Annotated in this window: 18 protein-coding genes; 9 read left to right on the forward strand and 9 right to left on the reverse strand. The window is 38.9% G+C overall.

Annotation, left to right across the window (positions count from 1 at the left end):
* Positions 1 to 49: 49 nt before the first annotated feature.
* Entirely contained in the window at positions 50 to 3451 is a 3402-nt protein-coding gene (locus tag ABVM49_RS04035; protein ID WP_405203146.1) for a T9SS type A sorting domain-containing protein, read from the forward strand.
* A 104-nt stretch (positions 3452 to 3555) separates the two neighbouring features.
* The gene (locus tag ABVM49_RS04040) at positions 3556 to 5616 is read left to right on the forward strand and encodes a M13 family metallopeptidase (protein ID WP_405203147.1); all 2061 of its coding nucleotides are present in this window, start codon (positions 3556 to 3558) and stop codon (positions 5614 to 5616) included.
* Positions 5617 to 5713: 97 nt separating this feature from the next.
* On the opposite strand, the gene ABVM49_RS04045 is transcribed toward ABVM49_RS04040, so the two are convergent.
* Both ABVM49_RS04045 and ABVM49_RS04050 read right to left on the reverse strand, forming a co-directional pair.
* Positions 5714 to 6517 carry an NAD(P)H-binding protein gene (locus ABVM49_RS04045; protein WP_405203148.1) on the reverse strand — a complete coding sequence of 268 codons (804 nt, stop codon included), beginning with the start codon at positions 6515 to 6517 and terminating at the stop codon, positions 5714 to 5716.
* Positions 6518 to 6554: 37 nt separating this feature from the next.
* Positions 6555 to 8918, reverse strand: a complete 2364-nt coding sequence (locus tag ABVM49_RS04050; protein WP_405203150.1) for a M28 family peptidase — start codon at positions 8916 to 8918, stop codon at positions 6555 to 6557.
* Positions 8919 to 9039: 121 nt separating this feature from the next.
* On the opposite strand from ABVM49_RS04050, the gene ABVM49_RS04055 reads away from it, so the two are divergent.
* A complete protein-coding gene (locus tag ABVM49_RS04055) occupies positions 9040 to 9504 on the forward strand; it encodes a CBS domain-containing protein (protein WP_035326448.1) in 465 nt (154 codons plus the stop codon).
* A gap of 1 nt (position 9505) precedes the next feature.
* Here ABVM49_RS04055 and ABVM49_RS04060 read toward each other — a convergent pair whose 3' ends face one another.
* Genes ABVM49_RS04060 through ABVM49_RS04070 form a run of 3 tightly spaced genes read right to left on the reverse strand, consistent with a single transcriptional unit; the run spans position 9506 to position 11457 of the window.
* On the reverse strand, positions 9506 to 10033 hold the full coding sequence (locus ABVM49_RS04060) for a GNAT family N-acetyltransferase (RefSeq protein WP_035326447.1): 528 nt from the start codon (positions 10031 to 10033) through the stop codon (positions 9506 to 9508).
* Between the two features lies 1 nt (position 10034).
* Positions 10035 to 10385, reverse strand: a complete 351-nt coding sequence (locus ABVM49_RS04065; RefSeq protein WP_038598346.1) for a hypothetical protein — start codon at positions 10383 to 10385, stop codon at positions 10035 to 10037.
* A gap of 1 nt (position 10386) precedes the next feature.
* Complete coding sequence (locus ABVM49_RS04070) at positions 10387 to 11457, reverse strand: isoaspartyl peptidase/L-asparaginase family protein (RefSeq protein WP_405203151.1); 1071 nt, start codon at positions 11455 to 11457, stop codon at positions 10387 to 10389.
* A gap of 201 nt (positions 11458 to 11658) precedes the next feature.
* On the opposite strand from ABVM49_RS04070, the gene ABVM49_RS04075 reads away from it, so the two are divergent.
* From ABVM49_RS04075 to ABVM49_RS04100, 6 genes are all read left to right on the forward strand, one after another.
* Complete coding sequence (locus ABVM49_RS04075) at positions 11659 to 12156, forward strand: CAP domain-containing protein (protein ID WP_035326438.1); 498 nt, start codon at positions 11659 to 11661, stop codon at positions 12154 to 12156.
* A gap of 124 nt (positions 12157 to 12280) precedes the next feature.
* Positions 12281 to 12817: a 3-hydroxyanthranilate 3,4-dioxygenase gene (locus ABVM49_RS04080; protein WP_035326436.1), complete on the forward strand. Its 537-nt coding sequence runs from the start codon at positions 12281 to 12283 to the stop codon at positions 12815 to 12817.
* A gap of 185 nt (positions 12818 to 13002) precedes the next feature.
* Complete coding sequence (locus tag ABVM49_RS04085; protein WP_299149217.1) at positions 13003 to 14556, forward strand: aldehyde dehydrogenase family protein; 1554 nt, start codon at positions 13003 to 13005, stop codon at positions 14554 to 14556.
* 122 nt (positions 14557 to 14678) lie between these two features.
* Positions 14679 to 15842, forward strand: a complete 1164-nt coding sequence (locus ABVM49_RS04090; RefSeq protein WP_405203152.1) for a nitrate/nitrite transporter — start codon at positions 14679 to 14681, stop codon at positions 15840 to 15842.
* Between the two features lie 289 nt (positions 15843 to 16131).
* The gene (locus ABVM49_RS04095; RefSeq protein ID WP_405203153.1) at positions 16132 to 17082 is read left to right on the forward strand and encodes an OmpA family protein; all 951 of its coding nucleotides are present in this window, start codon (positions 16132 to 16134) and stop codon (positions 17080 to 17082) included.
* Between the two features lie 19 nt (positions 17083 to 17101).
* The gene (locus ABVM49_RS04100; RefSeq protein WP_405203154.1) at positions 17102 to 17764 is read left to right on the forward strand and encodes a hypothetical protein; all 663 of its coding nucleotides are present in this window, start codon (positions 17102 to 17104) and stop codon (positions 17762 to 17764) included.
* 105 nt (positions 17765 to 17869) lie between these two features.
* Here the strand turns inward: ABVM49_RS04100 and ABVM49_RS04105 are convergent, their stop codons facing one another.
* From ABVM49_RS04105 to ABVM49_RS04120, 4 genes are all read right to left on the reverse strand, one after another.
* Positions 17870 to 19297, reverse strand: a complete 1428-nt coding sequence (locus tag ABVM49_RS04105; RefSeq protein WP_405203155.1) for an FG-GAP-like repeat-containing protein — start codon at positions 19295 to 19297, stop codon at positions 17870 to 17872.
* Positions 19298 to 19530: 233 nt separating this feature from the next.
* The gene (locus tag ABVM49_RS04110) at positions 19531 to 19947 is read right to left on the reverse strand and encodes an OsmC family protein (RefSeq protein ID WP_380031487.1); all 417 of its coding nucleotides are present in this window, start codon (positions 19945 to 19947) and stop codon (positions 19531 to 19533) included.
* A gap of 96 nt (positions 19948 to 20043) precedes the next feature.
* A complete protein-coding gene (locus ABVM49_RS04115; protein WP_405203157.1) occupies positions 20044 to 21144 on the reverse strand; it encodes a DNA helicase PriA in 1101 nt (366 codons plus the stop codon).
* 61 nt (positions 21145 to 21205) lie between these two features.
* Positions 21206 to 22345: an SPFH domain-containing protein gene (locus tag ABVM49_RS04120; RefSeq protein ID WP_405203158.1), complete on the reverse strand. Its 1140-nt coding sequence runs from the start codon at positions 22343 to 22345 to the stop codon at positions 21206 to 21208.
* Between the last annotated feature and the right edge of the window lie 420 nt (positions 22346 to 22765).

A 22765-nucleotide genomic window follows, 5' to 3' on the forward strand; every position in this document is an offset into this window, starting at 1 on the left:
TGTGTAAAATACTTTTACTGCATTATATTTATCGCCTAATAAAACTACAATGAAAAAACTACTAGTACTAGGTCTTTGCCTAGTTGCGGGAGTATCTGTTGCTCAAATAGGTACATCTGCCCCGTGGATGGAAACTTTTAACAATCCTAACCGAACCACAGAACCCACTTTTCAAGAAATTGTAAATGCTTTTGAACTGTATTGGGAAGACAAAGATGAGACCGTAAAAGGAAGCGGTTACAAACCATTTAAAAGATGGGAATCTTTTCACCAAAATTATCTTAATGATGATGGTACCGTAATGACTCAAAAGCAACTTTGGGACGTATGGCAAGAAGTAAACAGCTCTTCACGAGCGGCACAAACAGATGAAAGCGATTGGGTAAACATAGGCCCTCTTACTCATACTAATACAGGCTCTTGGTCTGCAGGCCAAGGGCGTGTAAACGCGATGGCTGTAGACCCAGCAAACCCTGCTGTTATTTATATAGGTGCTCCAGCTGGAGGTATCTGGAAGTCTACAGACACAGGCGCAACGTGGACACCTCTTACGGACCAACTACCACAAATAGGAGTGTCTGGTATCGCTATTGATCCTACCGATAGTAATATCATATACATTGCCACTGGTGATGATGATGCTGGTGACTCTACAAGTATAGGCGTGATGAAATCTACAGATGGTGGCGTTACTTGGAACACCACAGGTCTTAATGAAAGTAATTCTCCTTTAACAATGAATGAGATTTACTTTGACCCTGCAGACAATAAAACACTATGGCTTGCAACTAGCGATGGTGTTTATAAAACGACAGATAGTGGTCTAACTTGGGAAAACAAAATCACAGGCGACTTTGATGACTTAAAAGTAAAACCAGGAAGCTCTGATGTGCTGTATGCAGCTACTTCAAATAGAGTTTATAGATCTCTAGATGCTGGAGAAACTTGGACAAACATATCTGCTGGAGTCATTACTGGTGCAGCAAGACTCGTACTAGATGTAACCCCAGCAAATCCAGAAGTACTCTATGTATTTAGATCTGATTCAAGTTTTGGTTCTGGATCAATATTTAAATCTACAGATAGTGCAGATAGCTTTATAGAAACTTTTACTGGAGGTCAAGATATTTTCCAGAGTACGCAAGCCTGGTTTGATATGGCGTTTGCCGTTTCAGACACAAATGAAGACGAAATTTACACAGGAATACTCAATGTATGGAAATCTACTAATGGTGGCGCAAACTTCACACAACTTAACGACTGGAGTTCACCAAACCAAGCAGCATATACCCACGCAGATATTCATAACCTACGATTTATAAACGGAACTCTTTATTGTGGGAGTGATGGTGGTATTTACACATCTACAGATGGTGGCGCTAGTTTTACAAGCATTACAGATGGTCTAGCAATAGGACAATTTTATAGAATAGATGTAGCTGCTACAGACGCTTCTCTTATTTCTGGAGGATTACAAGATAACGGTGGTTATGCTCGCCTTAACGAGCAATGGCAAAACTATTATGGAGCAGATGGAATGGAGAATGTATTTGATCCAAATGACCCAAACAGAGTTTACGGATTTATACAAGGTGGCGGTGGTCCTTATTTTTCAAATAATGGAGGAGCATCACTCGCAGGAGCTTTTAACGCTCCAGAAAATGGTAACTGGATAACACCTCTAGCCTTTGCAAAAGATAGTAGACTATATGCGGGATATACTAGTCTTTATGAATTAGATTTTTGTTCTAATACTTGGGTACAACGTTCATCGTCTTTTGGCACTCGTATTGATTACCTTGAGACAGACCCAAATGATGAAGAGGTAATGTATGTAGCGGTTGATAATCAACTATACAAAAGTTCTAACAGCGGTGATAATTTTGCTTTTGTGACAAACTTTTCAAATAATATATCTTCACTTGAAGTGAAAAATGGAGATAGCTCAACATTATATATTGTTACCGCTGGAACCTCAGGTAAAGTATATGAAGCAAACATTACAGGCACAGACATTACAGCAACCGAAATAACCGGCTCATTACCTAACATTCCTAAACTAGTTATAAAACATCAAAACTTACACTCAGAAAACCCACTATATCTTGGTACAGCACTTGGAGTTTGGAGATATGATGATGTTACAAACGACTGGGAGACCTTTGATAATGGATTACCTAATACTGCTGTACGTGACTTAGATATTAATGAGTCTAATGGTATTCTTACGGCAGCTACCTACGGTCGTGGCATCTGGCAAACTAACATAGATACAGAGCCCATAGCTCTAGATATCGCTACTACTTCATTAGCACCTATAGGTAATCAAGCCCTCTCTTGTGAAGAAATCCCTACAGAACTTACTTTTATAAATAGTGGTACAGATGGAGTTACAACTGCGACCATAAATTATCAAGCTGGTGGTATTTCAAATTCAATAGATTGGTCGGGATCGCTTGCATCACAAGAGTCTACTACAATTGAGCTACCAGTGCTAGGACTCTCTACAGGGACATATGAGCTTGTGGCAGAAGTTATATTAAATGGTGATCAAGTAGTAGATAATAATGACTCAAGAACCATTCTAGCCGTAAACGCAGTAGGAGAAGGAGATCTTATTAATGACTTTGAAACAGAAGAAGATGCACTTCTTGTACTTACTGAAAATAGTAATGCAAGTAATTGTGACTCTAGTAACACAACCTGGCAAAGAGGGATCCCTTCGGGCCCAGCTCTTAATCAAGCAGCATCTGGTCAGAATGTATATGCGACTAACTTAGCTGGTGATCACGGTGATAATATCAAAGAATTTTTAACTACTAAATGTTATGACATATCTGCACTAGAAGTACCTCAAATTTCATTTCAGATGGCTTTTGAGCTAGAAAATGATTGGGATATTATGTATATGGAGTATACTACAGATAATGGCGTTACTTGGAATATATTAGGAACAGCAAATGATCCTAATTGGTATAACAGTGATACCTTACCGGGTAACAACTGCTTTAACTGCCCAGGAGCACAGTGGACAGGTGACAACGACACATCTCTTAACGAGTATAGTTATGACCTTACTGCCTTTGCTTCAGAAACAAGTATGATTTTTAGATTTGTTTTCCACTCAGATCAGAACACGGTGAGAGAAGGTGTATTATTAGACGATTTACAAATAGGTCTTGAGCCACTTGCTATAGATGAAGTTTCTATTTCAGGTCTTAGCATTCACCCAAACCCCTCAAATGGCGTCTTTAACATCAACTGGTCACAAGGAACTCCGCTTACTATAGAAGTTTATGACATCTTAGGCAAGGTAGTTGTAAAACCTATTACAACCACTGCGGGTGAGACAAACTATCCCTTAGATATGAGTTCATTTGCTACCGGCTTATATTTACTTAAACTCAATACAGGTACAAAGCAAATAACCAAAAAGCTGATACGCAACTAACTAATCAAGCCCTCTTTTAAGAGGGCTTTTTGTTTTATTAACTTTGTAACAATCCAAAATTAATAACGTCTTATTCAGATATAATTTCAAACACTCATAACACTATGAAACTTTATAAATCGGCTGCAATTGTAGCCTCTTGTGCACTTACTCTAGTAAGTTGTAAAACAGAAGGTCCAAAAGATGAAGCCAAAACAGAAGAAATTCCAGGTATCGTACTTGAAAATATGGATACTTCCGTAACTCCTAATCAAGACTTTTACAACTACGTAAATGGCTCTTGGATGAAAAACACAGAGATACCTGATGATCGTACAAGCTGGGGAGGCTTTTCTGTACTACGTAAATCTACAGATGCAGATGTTCTTGCTATACTTGATGAAGCAGAAAAAAGCGGGAAGTACACTGCTGGCACAGACCAAGCAAAAGCACTAGCAATCTTTAATACAAAGTTAGATACGCTTGCGCGAAATGAAGCCGGATTAAAACCATTACAACCAGCACTAGATGATATTGCCGGTGTTACAAACCTCGCAGAGTTACAAACCGTACTTGCTACAAACCCTGCAGTATCTTCTCCATTTTTAAGTATAGGTGCTGGAGCAGATCTTAATGATAGCTCAATGAATACTGTTTATCTAGGTGCAAATGGTTTAGGTCTTCCAGACCGTGACTATTACATCTTAGAAGACAGTAAGTCTAAAGAGATACGCGTAGAGTATAAAAAGCATATTTCAAGAATGTTACAAATGCTAGGTGACTCTGAAGTAGATGCCACAGCAGCTGCAGAAAAAATTCTTGAGATGGAAACTGCACTTGCTATACCTAGACTAGATAAAGTAGAGAGCCGTGATGCTCGTAACTTCAATAATCCACGTTCTGTAGAAGAGGCAGATGCAATGCTAACATCTGTAGATCTTAAAAAGATGATCAAAGACTTGGGTATCAAAAAAGAATTTGACACCCTCACGGTAACACAGCTTAAGTATACTGCAGCCTTAGACAAATTTTTAAATAACACATCTATTGAAGATATAAAAACACTCGTACGCTGGGATACTTTTAATAGTGCTGCCGGTAGACTAAGTACTGATGTTGAAACAGCAAACTGGGAGTTTTATAGTAAATACCTAAGCGGTGCAAAAAAGCAACGCCCAGCAGATGAGCGTGCGCTTGCAACTGTAAACGGTACCGTAGGAGAAGCTTTAGGACAACTATATGTAGATGCAAAGTTTCCGCCAGAGGCAAAAGCAAAGGCAGAAACAATGATTGCAAACGTGATTGATGCTTACAAAAACCGTATCCAGAATTTAGACTGGATGGGAGAAGAGACTAAAGAAAAAGCAATCGAAAAGCTTGATAAATTTACAGTTAAGATTGCATATCCAGACAAGTGGGAAGATTACTCTACAATGGAGGTGTCTGCAGATAAGACCTATTTTGAAAATATGACAGCTGTAGGTAAATGGGGTCAGCTTAAAAATTATGAAGATATAGGTGAACCTGTAGATAAATCTAAGTGGGGAATGTCACCACAAACGGTTAATGCATACTTCAACCCGCTTAACAATGAGATTGTTTTTCCTGCAGCAATATTACAGCCACCATTTTACAACTACACGGCAGATGAGGCTGTAAATTATGGAGGTATAGGTGCCGTAATAGGTCACGAGATTTCACACGCCTTTGATGATAGTGGAGCACGTTTCGATGCAGATGGAAACCTAAAAAACTGGTGGACAGAGTCAGACCTTGAAGCTTTCACAAAACGTGGTAATGCACTTGCAGAACAATACAGCAATGTAGAAGTACTAGACAGCGTTTTTGTAAACGGTAAGTTTACACTAGGTGAAAATATAGGTGATCTAGGAGGAGTACTAGGAGCTTATGACGGTCTTCAGAAATACTATGCAGAAAATGGACGTCCAGAAAACATAGACGGCTTTACGCCAGAACAACGTTTCTTTATGTCTTGGGCAACCGTATGGAGAACTAAGAGCCGTGATGAAGCTTTAAGAACACAAATCAAGACAGACCCACACTCTCCAGGTATGGTACGTGCTGTACAACCTTTACTTAATGTAGATGCTTTTTATGAAGCATTTGATATAAAAGAAGGAGATGCAAATTACCTAGCTCCAGAAGATAGAGTGCGTATTTGGTAATACAAACACTTTATAAACTTAAAAAACCGTCTCATTAGGGACGGTTTTTTTATGCTTTCGCGAAAGCGTACTTAAACTATTTAATGGTTATAGCAATCTATAAATCAACCTGAAACTCGTAGTTCAAAACGGGTTTTACAACCACACTATTTACCTCTTTAAACGTGGCTGTATCCTCGTCTATGTACTCTGGAGGCTCAAGACCTAGTTCTTGTGCTTGCTGTGTATAATAGTCCTTTTTTGACGGGTGGCTAGGTGCAACGGCATTTATAATATGGCCGAAGGCGTCCTGCTTTACAATAGCCATTAAAATGCCTACACAATCATCTCTATGAATCATATTTACGGGAGCCTTACCATTAGTAAGCCCCTTACGACTGGCAAGAAACTTAACGGGGTTTCTACTACCTCCAAAGAGTCCTCCAAAGCGTACTACGGTGGTCTTAAAAGCACTGTTATTAAAGAAAATTTGCTCTACATCGTGTAATTGCTTACCGGCGTTAGTCTCAGGTCTAGGCGCGACTTTTTCTGTAACTACACCCTGTGAGTCATCATATACCGAGGTACTGCTTACTAGGATGACTTTTTCTATTTGTGATTTTTCTACTTGATGTAAAAAATGAGCCATTTTAAGCGCATAATTTGCTCCAGTATTTCTACGTAGCCCTGGAGGAATCATTATCATAAGCACATCGGTATCAATCAGCAAGGTGTCTACTAGTCCAGACACACCAGCCTCTGCTATAACAACTGGGTAAGCTGAAATGCCACTTTTTGTAAGTGCTTTTGCCTTCTCTGTATCTGTGACGCTACCTTTTACTTGGTAACCATATAATTTGAGATGTGATGCTAGTGGTTGCCCTAACCAGCCTAATCCTGCAATAGTTATTCTTTTAGTCATATGTGTCCCATTATCACGGGGATTTTAAAATACTGTACTATTCTTGTACCTGTAGTGTGTCACTTTGTGGAGTGGCAAATGCCAGCTCATTTATGTTAATCGCGCGCTCTATAATAATGGCATCATTTAAGACAAAGGGTTTAGGCATCATCGTTTCTGGTCTGGCAGATACTGTGAATTTTGAATTTTCTAATAAGTCAAAAGAGTATTCTCTAAAACTTATTTTTGGATCTACTCCGGCAGGCACCACAAAACTAAATTCAAGCTCCTCATCTGCTCCCATATAATAACTTAGTAGAGCGTTACTCCATCTCTTCTTATATAAAGATGCCGTGCTATCTGGCTTATATTCTTTTTTATTGTATGATAGCATTTTAAACGGCGTATTCTTATCTGCAAAGAGGCGTATTCTATTAATACGTCGCTGTGGTCTTATGCTCAACGTTACCTCTCTATTTCCATCTACAACCTCATCTTTTTCTTTGATAATGATAGTTTCTTCAAGGTCTATAACAGAGGTTTCCTTTGCATAGCTAAAGGAAGTATTATACTTGCTTCCAGAAGCATTTGTGATATACTCACTGGCAGCTTTGGGGTTAGACCCTAGATATCCCTCTACCCAACTATCTATATAATCATCATAGGTGACCCAGTAAGCATTACTATCACTATCATTGTGGTAATATAATAAGCTATTAGGCTTCTGTCTTTTCTGTGTATAATCAGACTTTGCGTGTGCTACTCCTAAAAACACAAACGTAAGTATTAAACCTATATAACCTAAAAAGCGCTTACTCTTATAATAGCCTATTACTGGTAATGATAAACCAAATACTAGTACTGTAAAAAGTATAGAAATCCAGTATGCAGATGGTCCTAAACCTACAGGAAAGAATTGTACTAATGGTGAAAAAACAAATACTCCTGGCGCTACCAGTAAAAGCATTAATATAACGCTTGGTTTCTTTTGCTTAATCATTACAAAAAAGGCAATAAGACTAAATAATAATGGAATAATAAAGTAGCCAGCCCCTTTAAGATATATAGCGACCATCATATTTATAATAACCCATAAAGCAAGTGGGGCTACATAAGTACTTGCTGTATGTTCTAGTTTACATAAACGACTATATACGCCGAAGCTAAACGCTAGTGACATCATCACAAAAGCAATCGTATACCAGTGACCATTATAAATAAATACTGGTAACATATCATTATACTGAGGGTATAATGATGGCATTAACCACACAAATATTTGTAGAAGTAGTAAAGCACATCCTAGGGAAATAAAAAGTGCTAAAAATCCTCGCCCTACAGGACCTCCCCTTAACTTTTTATCTCTAAAACCTTTAATTAATAAAAGTATGAACACTACCAAGGCAATAATAGCCATAGGTAATACCCAAGCAAACGGATATGAAACAAAAGTAAGTAGTGGTGTGTCAAAATATACCCTATCCTCACTAGATTTAATGCTAGATAAATCTACTTGAGCAAAGTGCTTGATAAGCGGCAATAAGTACTGTCCTTGATGCTCAAGTGTGCGCGGGTCAAGATTATCTGCAGTATCATTTACTGTATGATAATTATAATGACTGTCTATAAACGCAAAGAAAAAACCTGGTATATCACCATCTTCACGGAGCACTGTAGAGTCTGTATCATTAGGTAGCATTTTATAAATACTATACATTAATGATGTAGCCACGGGGTACTCAAGTCCAGCCTTCTCAAACTCTTTAATAAGATTTTCATTACCCCCATTAGTCTCCACAATCATATTAGAAGGTCCAGAAGAGCCTCTAGCTTCAAAATTTAAGGCAATACCCACATCTTTTGCCCAAGGGTGTTCTTTTACAAATAACGTAGCACCGTCTAGACCTAACTCTTCAGAGTCTGTAAATAGCACGATAATATCATTTTCTGGCTCAACTCCGGCTGCTAGATAGGCTCTTAAACTTTCTAACACAGTCACCACTCCAGACCCCGCATCGCTCGCCCCGTGAGACTTACTATGTGGAGCACTATCATAATGCGACATTAACAATACTGCCTTACCCGTGCCGGTTCCTTTATAACGTGCCACTATGTTTTTTGGCTTCACTAAGGTACTTGATCCCCACCAAGAGTCTAGTACATACCCCTCTTGCACAGAAGGCTCAAGACCTAGTTTCTTAAGCTCATCTATAATATACCCACGCACTTCTGCGTGTGCGGGTGACCCTACATAGTGAGGTTTTTGAGAGATTACTTTGAGTTGGCTCATTGCACGTTCTGTAGAGAACTCAGTGAGTGGTACATCTCCAGAAGATGCCGTCTCTGGCAAAAGCGATTTAAAGCTTAACCACACAAGAAAGAGGAGTACAAATAATGAGAAGAAATGTTTAAGGCGTTTCATTTGCTATTGGTTTGGTGCTTGTAAAATACAAATTTATAGGTTTGGAGTACGCTTTCGCGAAAGCGTAACACAACTTATTAAATATAAATGACTAACTTTAAGACAACAAAATCAGATAGTTATGGCAATTAAAAGTTTTATGGGTAAACGTGCAAAAGAAGTAAAAAGCACTGCAACAGATATAAAAGTAAGCGATTATATGAGCCGAAAACTCATCACCTTCTCTCCAGATCAATCTGTTCTTGAGGTGATGAATAGTCTTATAAAGCATAAAATATCTGGTGGTCCCGTGGTAAATGAACAAAATGAACTATTAGGAATAATTTCTGAGGGCGACTGTATGAAGCAAATCTCAGAGAGTAGATATTATAATATGCCTATGGATAATATGAAAGTGAGCAATCATATGGTATCTAATGTAGATACTATAGATGGTAATATGAATGTTTTTGATGCGGCAAATAAATTTTTGGAATCAAAACATAGACGCTTCCCTATTGTAGAAAATGGTAAACTAGTAGGCCAGATAAGCCAGAAAGATGTCCTTAAAGCGGCTCTAGAGCTTAATGGTCAGACTTGGAAATAGATTACATTGATTTTTCAAACCAAGCTAGCTCTATATTTTCTGGCTCGTAGATAAAATTATCTTTGCGCTCTAGTCCTATTTTTTCAAGCACACGGCAAGAGGCGCCGTTGCCCAGCTCTGCCATACCGCACAGTTTTTTGCCAGTGAAGTTTTCAAAAAAGTAATCTCTAGCGGCTATAGATGACTCTGTTGCATAACCCTTACCCCAGTATTGTGGCATAAAGCGATAACCTATATCATAAAAATCTGTATGACCGTTCATCTCATTTTCAAAATTCATTTTTAAGCCGGTCCACCCTATCCAGTCACCTGTAGATTTTTCGATGGCTGCCCAGCGGCCTATGCCATAAGTTTCATACTGCATACGTATGTAATCTACATATGCCCTTGCTTTACCCATACAACTTATAGGCTTATTGCCTAGATATTTATGTACCAGGGGATCACTGTCCAAGCGATACATATCTCCTGTATCCTCTATGACAATCTCCCTAAGAATTAGGTTTTTAGTTTCGGCGTAGATTTTCATATTAATTCTTTCTTTTTACGAGTGCGTAAAAGTCACCATCTAATGGTAAATATCCTTGGTCATATATAAAGTAGTATATAGTACCTGCTTTAGTCGTGTAAATGCTTGTAAAATAATTAAAGTCAAAACCCGCTGCATTTAGTTTTGCCTTAGTTGTTTTTGTCTTTTCCTCAGGATTGAGTTTTTCTAGTATACGGTAGTTTTTGCGCAACCTGTTATTTATGTTGCGCATCATATTTTTTGAGTCCTTATTCTGGCTGTTGTTACGAGCATTGCGACAAGAAGAACTACAATACTTCTTATCTGCTCTACCTATAATTTTATCTCCACATTCTGGACACGTTCTATCCATACTAGTTGTTCTTATAGATTTTTATATCTATCTCTCCTGCGGCATTCATATGTGCACGGTACATACCTGCTGTATTAAACTCCATCGCTACATTTCCATCTCGGTCTATAGATACAATTCCTCCAGTACCGCCTAGCTCTGTAAGCTTTTTCTGGATTACCTCTTCTGCCGCTTCTTGTAATGTAACTTCCTTATACTCCATAATAGCAGCGATATCGTGTGCTACCATACCACGCATAAAGAACTCTCCCCATCCTGTACTACTTACCGCACAACTTGCATTATTTGCATAAGTGCCAGCTCCTATAATAGGAGCATCTCCTATACGGTTATACCTTTTATTAGTCATTCCTCCTGTAGAGGTGCCTGCTGCGAGATTACCATACTTATCTAGTGCTGCACAACCTACGGTACCATATTTACTATCCTTTATAAAAGGATCCATAAAAGTCACTTTATTATCTAAGTCGTGATCGAGTTGCGTTTTTTCTTTATCTATTATTTTTTGGAGCGATTTATACCTTCTCTCTGTATAAAAGTAAGATCGATCTACTATCTCAAGTCCTTGTTCTGCAGCAAACTGCTCTGCTCCTTTTGCACTGAGCATCACGTGCTCAGACTTGTTCATTACAGCTACTGCAAGGTCAATGGGGTTTTTTACAGTAGTCACACCAGAGATAGCTCCCGCATTAAGGGTATTACCATCCATAACGCTAGCATCTAGCTCATTTGTACCATCGTGTGTAAATACAGCACCCTTTCCAGCGTTAAAAAGAGGGCTATCCTCCATAATATTGATAGCTGCCGTCACCGCCTCCATACTCGTGCCTCCATCAGAGAGCACCTTATGTCCCGCTCTTGTAGCCTCATCAAGTTTTGCTCGATATGCCCTCTCAAGAGAGTCGGTCATATTTTTTTTAAGAATTGTACCTGCTCCTCCGTGTATAACAAGACCAAACTTTTGATCTGCAGGTATAGATGATGCATTAATCTTATCCTCTTTTTCCTTAACAGGCATATCGCAAGAACATACAATTAAAGACAACATAACAAGGGTAACTAACTTTTTCATAGGCTTTTACTAAAATATATAGGTCTAATATAAGGAGAAAGAAGCATTTGAACGGCTTAAAAGTGATGAATACAGACACTTCCTACTTGTAAATTTTAAAAAAAACTACATTTTTTGTGTATTTCATCGATTAAATACACAAAGTGTACGATTAAGTGCAAATTATTTTTATCTTGCAGTCATAACTCATAACCCCAAATTATGAAACTGATTAACCAAAGTCTCTGCTTTTTTGCAGCAATGCTACTTATCTGCTCTTGCAGTACCGATCCAATTAACGAGTCAGAAGACCTGACTTCTAATCTTGAAGCTCCAGTTGATGTTGAAAACGACATCGAATTAGCCCAGGAGGTTCTTGCTGTATTAAATGCCCATAGGGCAACTTTAGGTCTTAATGAACTTCAGTGGCACAACTATTCTGAAGATCTTGCTGTAGGTCACTCTAATTATATGGTGGTACAAAGTCAGCCTAGTCACGATAACTTCTATGAGCGCTCAGCAATGTTACAACAAAGCGGTGCTCACATAGTAAGCGAAAACGTAGCATACGGTTATATGGACGCAGAGTCTGTAGTACAGGGATGGTTAGGGAGTCCAGCACATAAAGAAGCACTAGAAGGTGATTACACACATACAGGTATAGGTATCGTAAAGAATGAGATGGGTATCCCATATTACACACAACTATTCTTTAGATAACATAAAAAACCCCAAATCTTTTGATTATCATCCCCACCTGCTTACGTAGGTGGGGATGTTTTTTTTACGCTTTCGCGAAAGCGTACTACTTTTTGTACTTTTATAGTAACTAAATAAGACACATATGGCCATAGCACCTCCCTTTAATTTAAATAAATGGATAGAAGAAAATAGAGATCTTCTTAAACCACCCGTAGGTAATAAAAATCTTTACAAAGACGCTGGTGACTATATCGTTATGATTGTAGGTGGACCAAATGCCAGAAAAGACTATCACTATAACGAGACCGAAGAACTCTTTTTTCAACTAGAAGGACATATTGAAGTGCACGTACAAGACGAAGGTGTAAAGCGCACGATGAAACTAGGTCCTGGTGATATGTACTTACACCCAGCTGGGGTACCGCACTCACCAGTGCGTCACGACAACTCAATAGGACTCGTAGTAGAACGTAAAAGACTCGACTTAGAAGGAACAGACGGTCTTTTATGGTACTGTGACAATTGTAATAACAAACTACACGAAGTATACTTTAAACTTCACGATGTAGAAAAAGACTTCCAGTCACATTTTAAGGACTTCTATAATAGTGAGGAGCTTAGAACGTGCGACAACTGCGGTACGGTGATGGAAGTAGATGAACGTTTTACAGCAGATTGATAAAAAAACAGAATAATTTTTAGGGTGTATTTAATAATACACCCTTTTTTATGGAAACCTTTGAATTATTCTTAGATTTGACTCACATAGACATCTCATATATGTTTGTGAAGTATAAATAGAAATTAACCCTTGAGTAAGGCAACTTTACTGGTTTTCTTATCTCAGTTATTCATAAAAAAACGATGAGCACAGTAGCAAAAGATTTTGGAATGGACGAAGCGATGAAAATCCTCGGACTTTCTGCCATAAACGAAGGAACCTCAACGGGTCAAAAAAACTTTGGTAACGGTGAGATTATTGAATCACACTCACCAGTAGATGGTCAACTTATAGGTAAAGTAAAAACCACTACAAAAGAAGATTATGAGACGGTAATGAGTGCAGCTACAGCGGCGTTTAAAGATTTTAGAACAATGCCCGCTCCTGCTCGTGGAGAACTTGTACGTCAGTTTGGTAACAAGCTACGTGAGGTAAAAGAACCACTAGGAAAACTTGTTTCTTACGAGATGGGTAAATCATATCAAGAAGGTCTAGGAGAAGTACAAGAGATGATAGACATCTGTGACTTTGCGGTGGGGCTATCACGCCAGTTACACGGTCTTACAATGCACTCAGAAAGACCAGGTCACAGAATGTATGAGCAATACCACCCACTAGGTGTGGTAGGTATTATATCTGCCTTTAACTTTCCTGTAGCAGTATGGGCTTGGAACACGGCTCTTGCTTGGGTATGTGGTGATGTATGTGTATGGAAACCATCAGAAAAAACACCACTTTGTGGCGTTGCTTGTCAAAACATTATCGCAGAGGTGCTCAAGGCAAATGATATGCCAGAAGGTATCTCTTGTCTTATAAATGGAGATTACAAAGTAGGAGAAATGATGACTACAGATAAGCGTGTACCTCTAGTATCTGCTACTGGATCTACACGTATGGGTAAGATTGTATCTGCTACTGTAGGAGAGCGTCTAGGTACATCGCTTCTTGAACTAGGAGGTAACAATGCTATAATCGTTACGCCAGATGCAGATATTAAGATGACCGTTATAGGTGCCGTTTTTGGAGCGGTAGGTACTGCAGGACAAAGATGTACATCTACACGTCGTCTTATCATACACGAGAGTGTGTATGATACGGTAAAGGATGCTATAGTAAAAGCATATGGTCAACTACGCATAGGTAACCCACTAGATGAAAACAACCACGTGGGGCCACTTATAGATACAGATGCTGTTGCAAACTATAATAACGCCCTAGAGCGTGTGGTAGCAGAAGGTGGTAACATCATTGTAGAAGGTGGTGTTCTTACAGGTGAAGGTTATGAGAGCGGTTGCTATGTAAAACCAGCAATAGCCGAAGCTAGTAATGAGTATGAGATTGTACAGCACGAGACATTTGCTCCTGTTTTATACTTATTAAAATATACTGGAGACGTTATAGATGCACTAGAGTTACAAAATGGTGTAGCACAAGGTCTATCTTCTGCAATTATGACTAATAACTTACGTGAGGCAGAGCGTTTCTTGAGCGCGGCAGGATCAGACTGTGGTATTGCAAATGTAAATATAGGTACCTCTGGTGCAGAGATAGGTGGAGCCTTTGGAGGTGAGAAAGATACAGGTGGAGGACGCGAGTCTGGATCTGATGCTTGGAAAGTATATATGAGAAGACAAACTAACACAATAAACTATACCACAGAGCTTCCGCTGGCGCAGGGTATCAAGTTTGATTTATAGATTATACTCTTTATAATTATTAAAAACCGTTTCTTTTATAGGAGCGGTTTTTTTATGCTTTCGCGAAAGCGTCACCCGCACAAAAAAGCTATCTTTCTACCACATTAATTACGAGATCACATTTGAAGCCTGCACGACATATTTTACCTACCATTGTTTTTGCACAATTTTGTGGCACCTCGTTATGGTTTTCTGGTAATGCGGTGATGCCTGGGCTAATAAGTGATTTTTATCTTAATCAAAATGCCGTAGCACATCTTACAACTGCTGTACAGCTAGGGTTTATAGTAGGTACGCTTCTATTTGCCATTTTTGCCATTGCAGACAGATTCTCTCCTTCTAGAGTATTTCTAGTTTGTGCGATCACGGGCGCTTTGTTTAATGTTGCTATGATTTGGCAGGGTAACACGCTCTCTACACTGCTCTTATTGCGATTTCTCACCGGTTTTTTTCTAGCCGGAATATATCCTGTAGGGATGAAAATAGCAGCAGATTATTTTGACAAAGGACTGGGCCGCTCGCTGGGATATCTAGTAGGTGCTCTTGTGCTAGGCACCGCTTTTCCTCACCTGCTGGGCGATGTGCTATCCAGCATCTCTTGGCAAACCGTGATGATTATTACCTCTTGTACTGCAGTATTTGGTGGGATTTTATTACAATTACTTGTACCAGACGGACCATACAGAAAGGCCGGAAGCGCCTTAAGCTTTAAACAGCTAAAAGATATTTTTAAAGATCCTAATTTTAATAAGGCCGCACTAGGATATATAGGTCATATGTGGGAATTATACACCTTCTGGACGCTGGTTCCTGCCATTCTCATCATCTATCTAAAACAGCATCCAGCAACGAGCTTATCTGTAAGCTTGTATTCATTTATTATTATAGGTGCCGGCTCCATTGCTTGTATAGCTGGTGGCTATCGATCACAAAAAATAGGAGTTCAAAAAATGGCAAAACTCTTTTTACTCTTGTCTGGTATGTGCTGCCTTATAGCGCCGTTGATATTAAGGACAGCATATTACCCAGTTGTAATTGTATTTCTCATTTTTTGGGGTATGGTCGTCATTGCAGACTCACCACTTTTTTCTGCACTAGTAGCCCAGCGAGCAGCCCCATCTGTAAAAGGTACCGCTTTAACAATGGTAAATTGTATAGGGTTTGCTATTACCATCATAAGTATACAGACACTTGTGTTATTACAATCTTTTGTACCACTTATGTATGCCTTACCACTTCTCGCTATAGGTCCCGTTTTTGGACTCCTAGCGATGAGAAATAGATAATTATTTCTTTTTACGCTTTCGCGAAAGCGTAATCTCATCCCACTACAATTTTATTAAGATAAGGGCTTGCCACTTGCTGTCTATGACGTTATCTTTTTGTAAACATTTGAAAATCAGCAAAACGCACTAAACAATGTGTTTAACAAGGATTGAACTCCCAAAAATGCTCGATAAACCCATTAAAATCGTCGAGGAAATACATAAAGTTCTAACAATCAATGTGTAAAATGTTGTTATGTTAAAATTTTAACTAACTTTAAGACAAACGAACCATTTAAACCTAACCAATATGAGTAAGAAATCAGGATACCTACTTGGTATGCTATTTACGATTATCATTTGTATGATTTTGGCTTGGATTTTTTGTTGTGGAGCCGGCGCAAGCGCTGCTTCTACCACAGATAAGCAAGAAACAACAATAGATGATCAAAACGCAGTAGCTGCTGCCACAGCGGCCACCTCAATGGGCTTCAATTTAAGAGGCACAGACGGAAACTTTGCTTTTTCAAGCAACGACAATTTTAATTTTAATAGTTCAGACTTTGCTATCATTACTCCTGTAGTAGGAGATGTAAATGGTGGTATTGCAAAGCTTAAAGGCTATTTTGATGCAGAAAATAATGACAACAAAATGGTCAATATTACTGGCTATTATGACAGTGATGAAGTAAACAACTCGGCTTATGCAAACCTAGGTCTTGCACGTGCCACTGCTGTAAAAAATTACTTTGTAGATCAAGGTATCTCTTCAAGTCGTATTAACACCTATGGTGAGCTACGCGAAGAATTAGTTCCAGATGGCGACATCTATAGAGGACCTGTTTCATACAATCTCTACGCACAAGCCGCCGAAGATGAGGCCAAAGCGCAAGAAGAACTTGCAAATATGGCTGAAGCTATTAAGGCAGACCCGCTAGTAATTTATTTTGACTACTCAGAAGCTTCTGTAAACCTCAACGCTCAACAGCGTAAAAAACTAGGAGACATCACACGTTACCTTGATAAGGTTGAAGGATCTAGCATTACGGTAGAAGGGCACACAGACAGTGAAGGTAGTATGGCTACAAATGATAGACTGGGACTTGAGCGTGCAGAATTTGGTAAGCAATACCTTCAAAACAATGGGATTGCGGGTGCAAAAATCAAAACCGTTACAAAGGGAGAACGTAACCCTATTGCAACAAATGATACAGAAGAAGGCCGCGCTCAAAACAGACGCGCCGTAATAACTATAAACTAACTCATTAAAAAATATACATATGGATTTTTCAAATATAGCTTGCTGGATCTGGCCACTTATAGCCGGAGTAGTATGCGGAATTTTAGGATACTTACTAGGTAGACTCTTTGGTAGTTCTAAAGAAGAAACAACAACTCACGACACCTATGATTACAAGGCAGATCTTGATGCGTGTAGAAAGAAAACAGCCTCATTAGAAGCAGACCTAGAGGCGTGTAGAACAAAGCTTAGGGCTACACCTCCACCAGCGGCTCCAGCAGCAGCTAGTACCACTGCAAGTATGGCAAGCTCATTTGCAGCCGGTGCAGCGACAAGCGAGACCGTTATCTCAAATACAAATACGAGTGTACCATCACCGTCTATAGGTATCATAGGTGTACCATTTGATGCAGCAGCGGCAAAAGGCGTGTATGGTAAGAAAAGAATAAAAGAAGACGATCTTACTATTGTAGAAGGAATAGGTCCAAAAATATCTGAGCTCTTTCATAATCACGATATCAAAACGTGGGCAGCACTTGCAAGCACTTCTGTAGAGAAGTGTCAAGAGGTACTTAATTCTGGTGGTAAACGCTTTGAAATACATCGTCCAGGCACCTGGCCTATGCAAGCCGAAATGGCCGCTCTAGGTAAGTGGGCAGAGCTTAAAAAATGGCAGGACGAGCACGATTACGGTAAAGCTTAATTATAATAGACAAAGCTTTTTATAAAATCACTACTAAAAGAGCCACTTCATTACTGAAGTGGCTCTTTTTATTTTACAATGTTAAATTACGCGAAAAAATAAAATTTACTCTATAATAATTTTTGAAGCATACTGCTCACCATCGATTGTCATAGCCTTTATAAGATAAATGCCAGAGGCCAGATTTACATCCAAAAACTTATCATTGACTTCATTATCTCGAAGCATAAGCTTTCCAGAAATATCAAAGATTTCAATCTGTCCTACAGGTTTGTCTATATTAATTGTAAATCGCCCATTGCTTGGGTTTGGATAAACAGATAACGCATTACTCTCTACACTAGTAACCCCTAGCATTTCTTGATTTATATAAAGCCTTGAGCTTTCTATATCTTCACTTGATTTCCCGGTAATTGCTATATCTTGTGTTCCGTCACCATTTACGTCTGCAAAATCTAAAGAACCCTCTCTTACTGCTAGTATATTAGAATCTACAAACGGCGTATAAACCCCTAGACCATCATTAAGGTAAAAACTATAAATAATTGCATCATCTTCGTCAACTCCAGATATAAAGATATCTAGATCTTGATCGTTATCAATATCTTCAAAAACAACATTTCCTCTACCTACATTTATAAATGATTGAGTAGAGGCAGTGTATTCACCCATACCGTTATTTATATATAAGGTAGTAGATGGCTCCTGCAAGCCATTTACTAATGATAAACCGGATATGATAATATCAAAGTCATTATCACTATCAATGTCTGCTACTGCCACAGAAGAGGATATAGATCCTGTTAGAGAATTTGAAGACTCAATAAAAGTGCCATCTCCATTATTAAGATATAACTCAGACACTCTATTATTACTATTTCCGCTTCCTGTAATGAGTACATCATTGTCTGTATCATTATCTGCATCAAAAATGGCAATATCACCTAAAAAAACATCTTCAAAAATAGTTGAGACTTCTGTAAATGTAGCGTTTCCAGTATTCAAATAAACATTGGTTTGGGCTTCTGAACCAGTAAAACCTATTAATAAAACATCTAAAAGACCGTCGTTATTTAAATCTCCTAACTCAACTTTAGAACCTGCGACAGATTCAAATTGTACTTGACTTTGAACAGTAAAAACTCCACTCCCATCATTGAGATATAACTCTGTTCTTCTTGCCATACTAGTATTTCTTCCCGTAACAATTAAATCTAGATCATTGTCATTATCAATATCACCAAAAGATAGGTCCCCAGATGACAGCCCTTCTATATTTGATCCCTGGTCTAAGGAGTAATTTCCTTCTCCATCATTTATATAGAGATTTGCGACGTTTATAAAGTCTACATTTCTACCCATTATGAGTAAGTCTACGTCTGAGTCATTATCAACATCTGCAAACTCTAAGGATGAAAGGGTAAAGTTTTCAAAATCTGCCTGTGACACATCTGCTAGTTCATAGACATCTTGTGCAAGTAAATTCATAGCAGTTACAAGCATTAATAGTAAAGTAATTCGTTTTTTGATCATTCTATTTAATTATGTGATTAGTATGATCAAAACTAACAATCTTGTGAGTTGTTTCAAACTCTATGTAGTAGCATTATTTTTTTAAATAACTACTTAATAATACCTTGAGGTTTTCTAAATAGCCAGTGTAGACAGCTATTTTATAATGGAAGGAATACTTACTCAAACTACCACTATAAAAAAAGCCCTCAAAACCTAAGGTTTTGAGGGCTTTTACATTTATAAAATATTTGTTACTCTAGTGTGGCATCTAGGGTAATCTCGGCTTTCATAAGCTTAGATAATGGGCACACTTCTTTTGCTTTAGTTGCTATTTTCTCAAATTCTTCAGTTGAGATATTTGGAACCTTCCCTTTTGTGGTGAGGTGAATTTTTGTAATCTCCCCATCTTCAAAAGTTACATCTGCACTCGTATCTAGAGCATCTGCTACGTAGTCTTCTTCATTGAGTAAAAAACTAAGTTGCATTGTATAACATCCAGAATGTGCTGCTCCTATAAGTTCCTCTGGGTTTGTACCCACTCCATCTTCAAATCGAGTCCCAAAGGCATATTGTGCTTTATCTAGTACCGTACTTTCGGTAGAGATTGTTCCTTTTCCTTCTTTTCCGCTTCCTTCCCAGTGTGCGCTTGCGCTTCTTGTAAATTTCATTGTCTTTTTTATTTAAAGATATGAGTATTCCGCTTTCGCGAAAGCGGTATTAACACCTTATAACATTGCGTTTAACAAAGATTTACAACTCAAAAACTATCCCGCTCCCTGAGCAAAAACCACAATCACACCTATAATGATAAGTGCCGCAAGTATGGCAAAAAATATTTTCCAAAACGAATACGGTCTTTTACCAGAAAGCGCGCCTGTCTCACCGTTTACAAAGAAGTTATACTCCTTACCATTGTAACGATAAGAGCTCACATAAACGGGTAATAAAATATGCTTAAAGGTCTCCTCTGCAAGCTTCATATCTATAGAGGTTACTCGCTGCGTGTCGCCCCCTATATCTCCAGCGGCCCAGCTTGTGGCGATTTGCTTTGCCGTCTCACGTGACTTGGTATGACCATCTTTAAGAGGGATGGTATACTTTTCTGTCACAAAACCAGATAAGAATCCGCTACTGAAGGGTTGTAGCTTTTTAAGATCCCAGCGTGCAATTTTTGAGGGAACTCTACCAGCGCGTTGTTTTGATGCTTTTATGAGCGTGTCATCTACAAATCCAGACACGTGACCAGAGGCGGGATACCATCTTGTTTTACGCACTTGCCTGCTCTTTCTATTACCATCACTATCGCGATAGGTTTGTGTCTCATAATAATACTCACCACGCTGTCCCGTATAGCTTGCAGCAAGCTGTGCATCAAAGGTCCAATATGGCAAGTACAGCCCCTTTGTAAACTGAGGATCTAGTGAGGCTTTCTTCAGTTTATTAGGCGCCCACCAGAGACCGTTCACCCACTTTTTAAAGATTGTAAAAGAGGCACTCTGATCTATCTGAAATGGCAAGACAGCTCCTGGTAATATCCAGTCTTCCTTGCGGGCATCTTCAAGTATGAGGGGCATACTGCAATACACGCAGTGTAGGGATTTATAGTTTTCTTCTACGTGCTGGTTTGCTCCACAATTTTTGCAATGCAACATAGAGATCTCTTCGCTGTTTTTTTGATTACCCATACTTTCTAGGTATGGATACAGCTCCAGCTCTTCAAACTTGCTCGTGGCTAGTGATATCTCTTCTTTATGACCGCAATACTCACAAGTGATGGCTGTGGTACCTGGCTTATATTTGAGCTCTGCCCCGCAATTTATGCAGGCCTTTTTGAGTTCGGTTTTATGTATGGGGTTTTCTTCCATATAGGCATAGAGTAATTACGCTTTCGCGAAAGCGCACATAAGCTGATACATTGTAAAATTTTTAAACCGGCAGTGGCGGCGGTGTGTTACCTCCTAAGAACGACTTAAGCTCCTCTACCTCCTGCAATGCCGTCCATCCAGTCATACCTTGTTTCCATACAAGGCTCTCTTTATTGATAGTGCGGTTTGCAAATAAAGCCTTGAGCTGATCTATACCTACGGGTCCTTGTTGCGCACCGTTTACTGCATAAAAATATTGTACAGCGGCTGGCATAGGTGGCGGCATCATTCCGCCTTGATTCATTTGTGGTTGTGCTTGTTGTTGTCCTCCCATTTGTGGAGACATCATTCCTCCCATTTGTTGTGCGAGTACAAAGCCCATTCCCATTCCCATTCCTGCACCTGCTGTTCCGCCTTCATTTGCTGCTGCGGCTTCTATAGCTTTGGCAGTTTTGAACTTAGTAAGCTTATCTAGGTCAAGCTTATCGATACGGCTATATTCAAATATTTCTTTCTTGAGGTCTTCTGGCATCGATACATTCTCGATGTAAAACTTCTCAAGAGAAATACCCACAGACATAAACTCTGGCTTCATCACCTCTTGGCACGTCTCAGAAAGCTCAGACGTATTTGCCGCATAGAGCTCTATAGGGAGATTTGCTTCTCCTACTGTATCTGTAAATCTTGTTGCAATGAGACTTTTGAGGTGCTCATTAATTTCAAAATTTGTAAAGTTATTATCTGTCCCTACGATGTCTACAATAAACTTTCCTGCATCTGCAATTTTAAAAGCGTAGGTGCCAAAAGCGCGAATCTCAACTAGTCCAAAACGCTCATCGCTTAAGGTTATGGGATTTTTAGTTCCCCACTTCTCATCTGTAAATAAGTGTGTGTTTACAAAATAAACTTCTGCTTTAAATGGAGAGTTAAAACCATATTTCCACCCTTTTAGTGTTGAAAGAATGGGTAAATTTTGAGTAGTAAGGTCATATGTACCTGGTGTAAAAACATCTGCAAGTTGCCCCTCGTTTACAAAAACGGCTGTCTGTCCTTCACGCACAATGAGCTTTGCACCGTTTTTAATCTCGTTTTGATAACGTTCAAAACGGTGTGCAATCGTGTCATCTGTGTAGTCTAGCCACTCTACAATATCTATAAACTCATTGCTGAGCTTCTCCTTAATCTTGCTAAAAATATCCATAGGTTGTGTTGTTTTAACTATTGGTGGCTTGAAGATACAAAATGTTACAAAAAACCGGCTATTGTTCCCCCAAACAATAGCCGGTTTTAAAGTGCCTAAGCAAAGGCTAATTCAAACTTAAGATTTTTCTGATTTTCTAATTCTGATACTCATAGGAGCTACCATCTGGAAACTCAATAGAAAAAAATGACACGTCAAATTCTTCTTCTTGGCATATTTGCTCTAGAAGTCCCCATTCTTCTGTTTGCGATTTCATAATTGTTTTATTTAATGATTACTACAGCACAAATATGCAACCATAAACAGATTAGTATGTAGCTATAATGGCGCATATTGCTTAGGGTTTTTACCCCTAATCCTTCGGGTACATTCATCGCGACTTATGATTAATTAGTATCTACTGTTTTGTGTTAAGCTTTC

Origin of the sequence: Dokdonia sp. LLG6352-1 (assembly GCF_045055815.1) — a bacterium.
GTDB classification, from domain to species: Bacteria; Bacteroidota; Bacteroidia; order Flavobacteriales; family Flavobacteriaceae; genus Dokdonia; species Dokdonia donghaensis.

Coding starts and splice junctions, on each gene's coding strand:
- ABVM49_RS04100 (WP_405203154.1), top strand. CDS start 17,102: ATGGATTTTTCAAATATAGCTTGCTGGATCTGGCCACTTATAGCCGGA.
- ABVM49_RS04120 (WP_405203158.1), bottom strand. CDS start 22,345: ATGGATATTTTTAGCAAGATTAAGGAGAAGCTCAGCAATGAGTTTATA.
- ABVM49_RS04110 (WP_380031487.1), bottom strand. CDS start 19,947: ATGAAATTTACAAGAAGCGCAAGCGCACACTGGGAAGGAAGCGGAAAA.
- ABVM49_RS04070 (WP_405203151.1), bottom strand. CDS start 11,457: ATGAAAAAGTTAGTTACCCTTGTTATGTTGTCTTTAATTGTATGTTCT.
- ABVM49_RS04040 (WP_405203147.1), top strand. CDS start 3,556: ATGAAACTTTATAAATCGGCTGCAATTGTAGCCTCTTGTGCACTTACT.
- ABVM49_RS04035 (WP_405203146.1), top strand. CDS start 50: ATGAAAAAACTACTAGTACTAGGTCTTTGCCTAGTTGCGGGAGTATCT.
- ABVM49_RS04080 (WP_035326436.1), top strand. CDS start 12,281: ATGGCCATAGCACCTCCCTTTAATTTAAATAAATGGATAGAAGAAAAT.
- ABVM49_RS04105 (WP_405203155.1), bottom strand. CDS start 19,297: ATGATCAAAAAACGAATTACTTTACTATTAATGCTTGTAACTGCTATG.
- ABVM49_RS04095 (WP_405203153.1), top strand. CDS start 16,132: ATGAGTAAGAAATCAGGATACCTACTTGGTATGCTATTTACGATTATC.
- ABVM49_RS04055 (WP_035326448.1), top strand. CDS start 9,040: ATGGCAATTAAAAGTTTTATGGGTAAACGTGCAAAAGAAGTAAAAAGC.
- ABVM49_RS04075 (WP_035326438.1), top strand. CDS start 11,659: ATGAAACTGATTAACCAAAGTCTCTGCTTTTTTGCAGCAATGCTACTT.
- ABVM49_RS04050 (WP_405203150.1), bottom strand. CDS start 8,918: ATGAAACGCCTTAAACATTTCTTCTCATTATTTGTACTCCTCTTTCTT.
- ABVM49_RS04065 (WP_038598346.1), bottom strand. CDS start 10,385: ATGGATAGAACGTGTCCAGAATGTGGAGATAAAATTATAGGTAGAGCA.
- ABVM49_RS04045 (WP_405203148.1), bottom strand. CDS start 6,517: ATGACTAAAAGAATAACTATTGCAGGATTAGGCTGGTTAGGGCAACCA.
- ABVM49_RS04115 (WP_405203157.1), bottom strand. CDS start 21,144: ATGGAAGAAAACCCCATACATAAAACCGAACTCAAAAAGGCCTGCATA.
- ABVM49_RS04085 (WP_299149217.1), top strand. CDS start 13,003: ATGAGCACAGTAGCAAAAGATTTTGGAATGGACGAAGCGATGAAAATC.
- ABVM49_RS04060 (WP_035326447.1), bottom strand. CDS start 10,033: ATGAAAATCTACGCCGAAACTAAAAACCTAATTCTTAGGGAGATTGTC.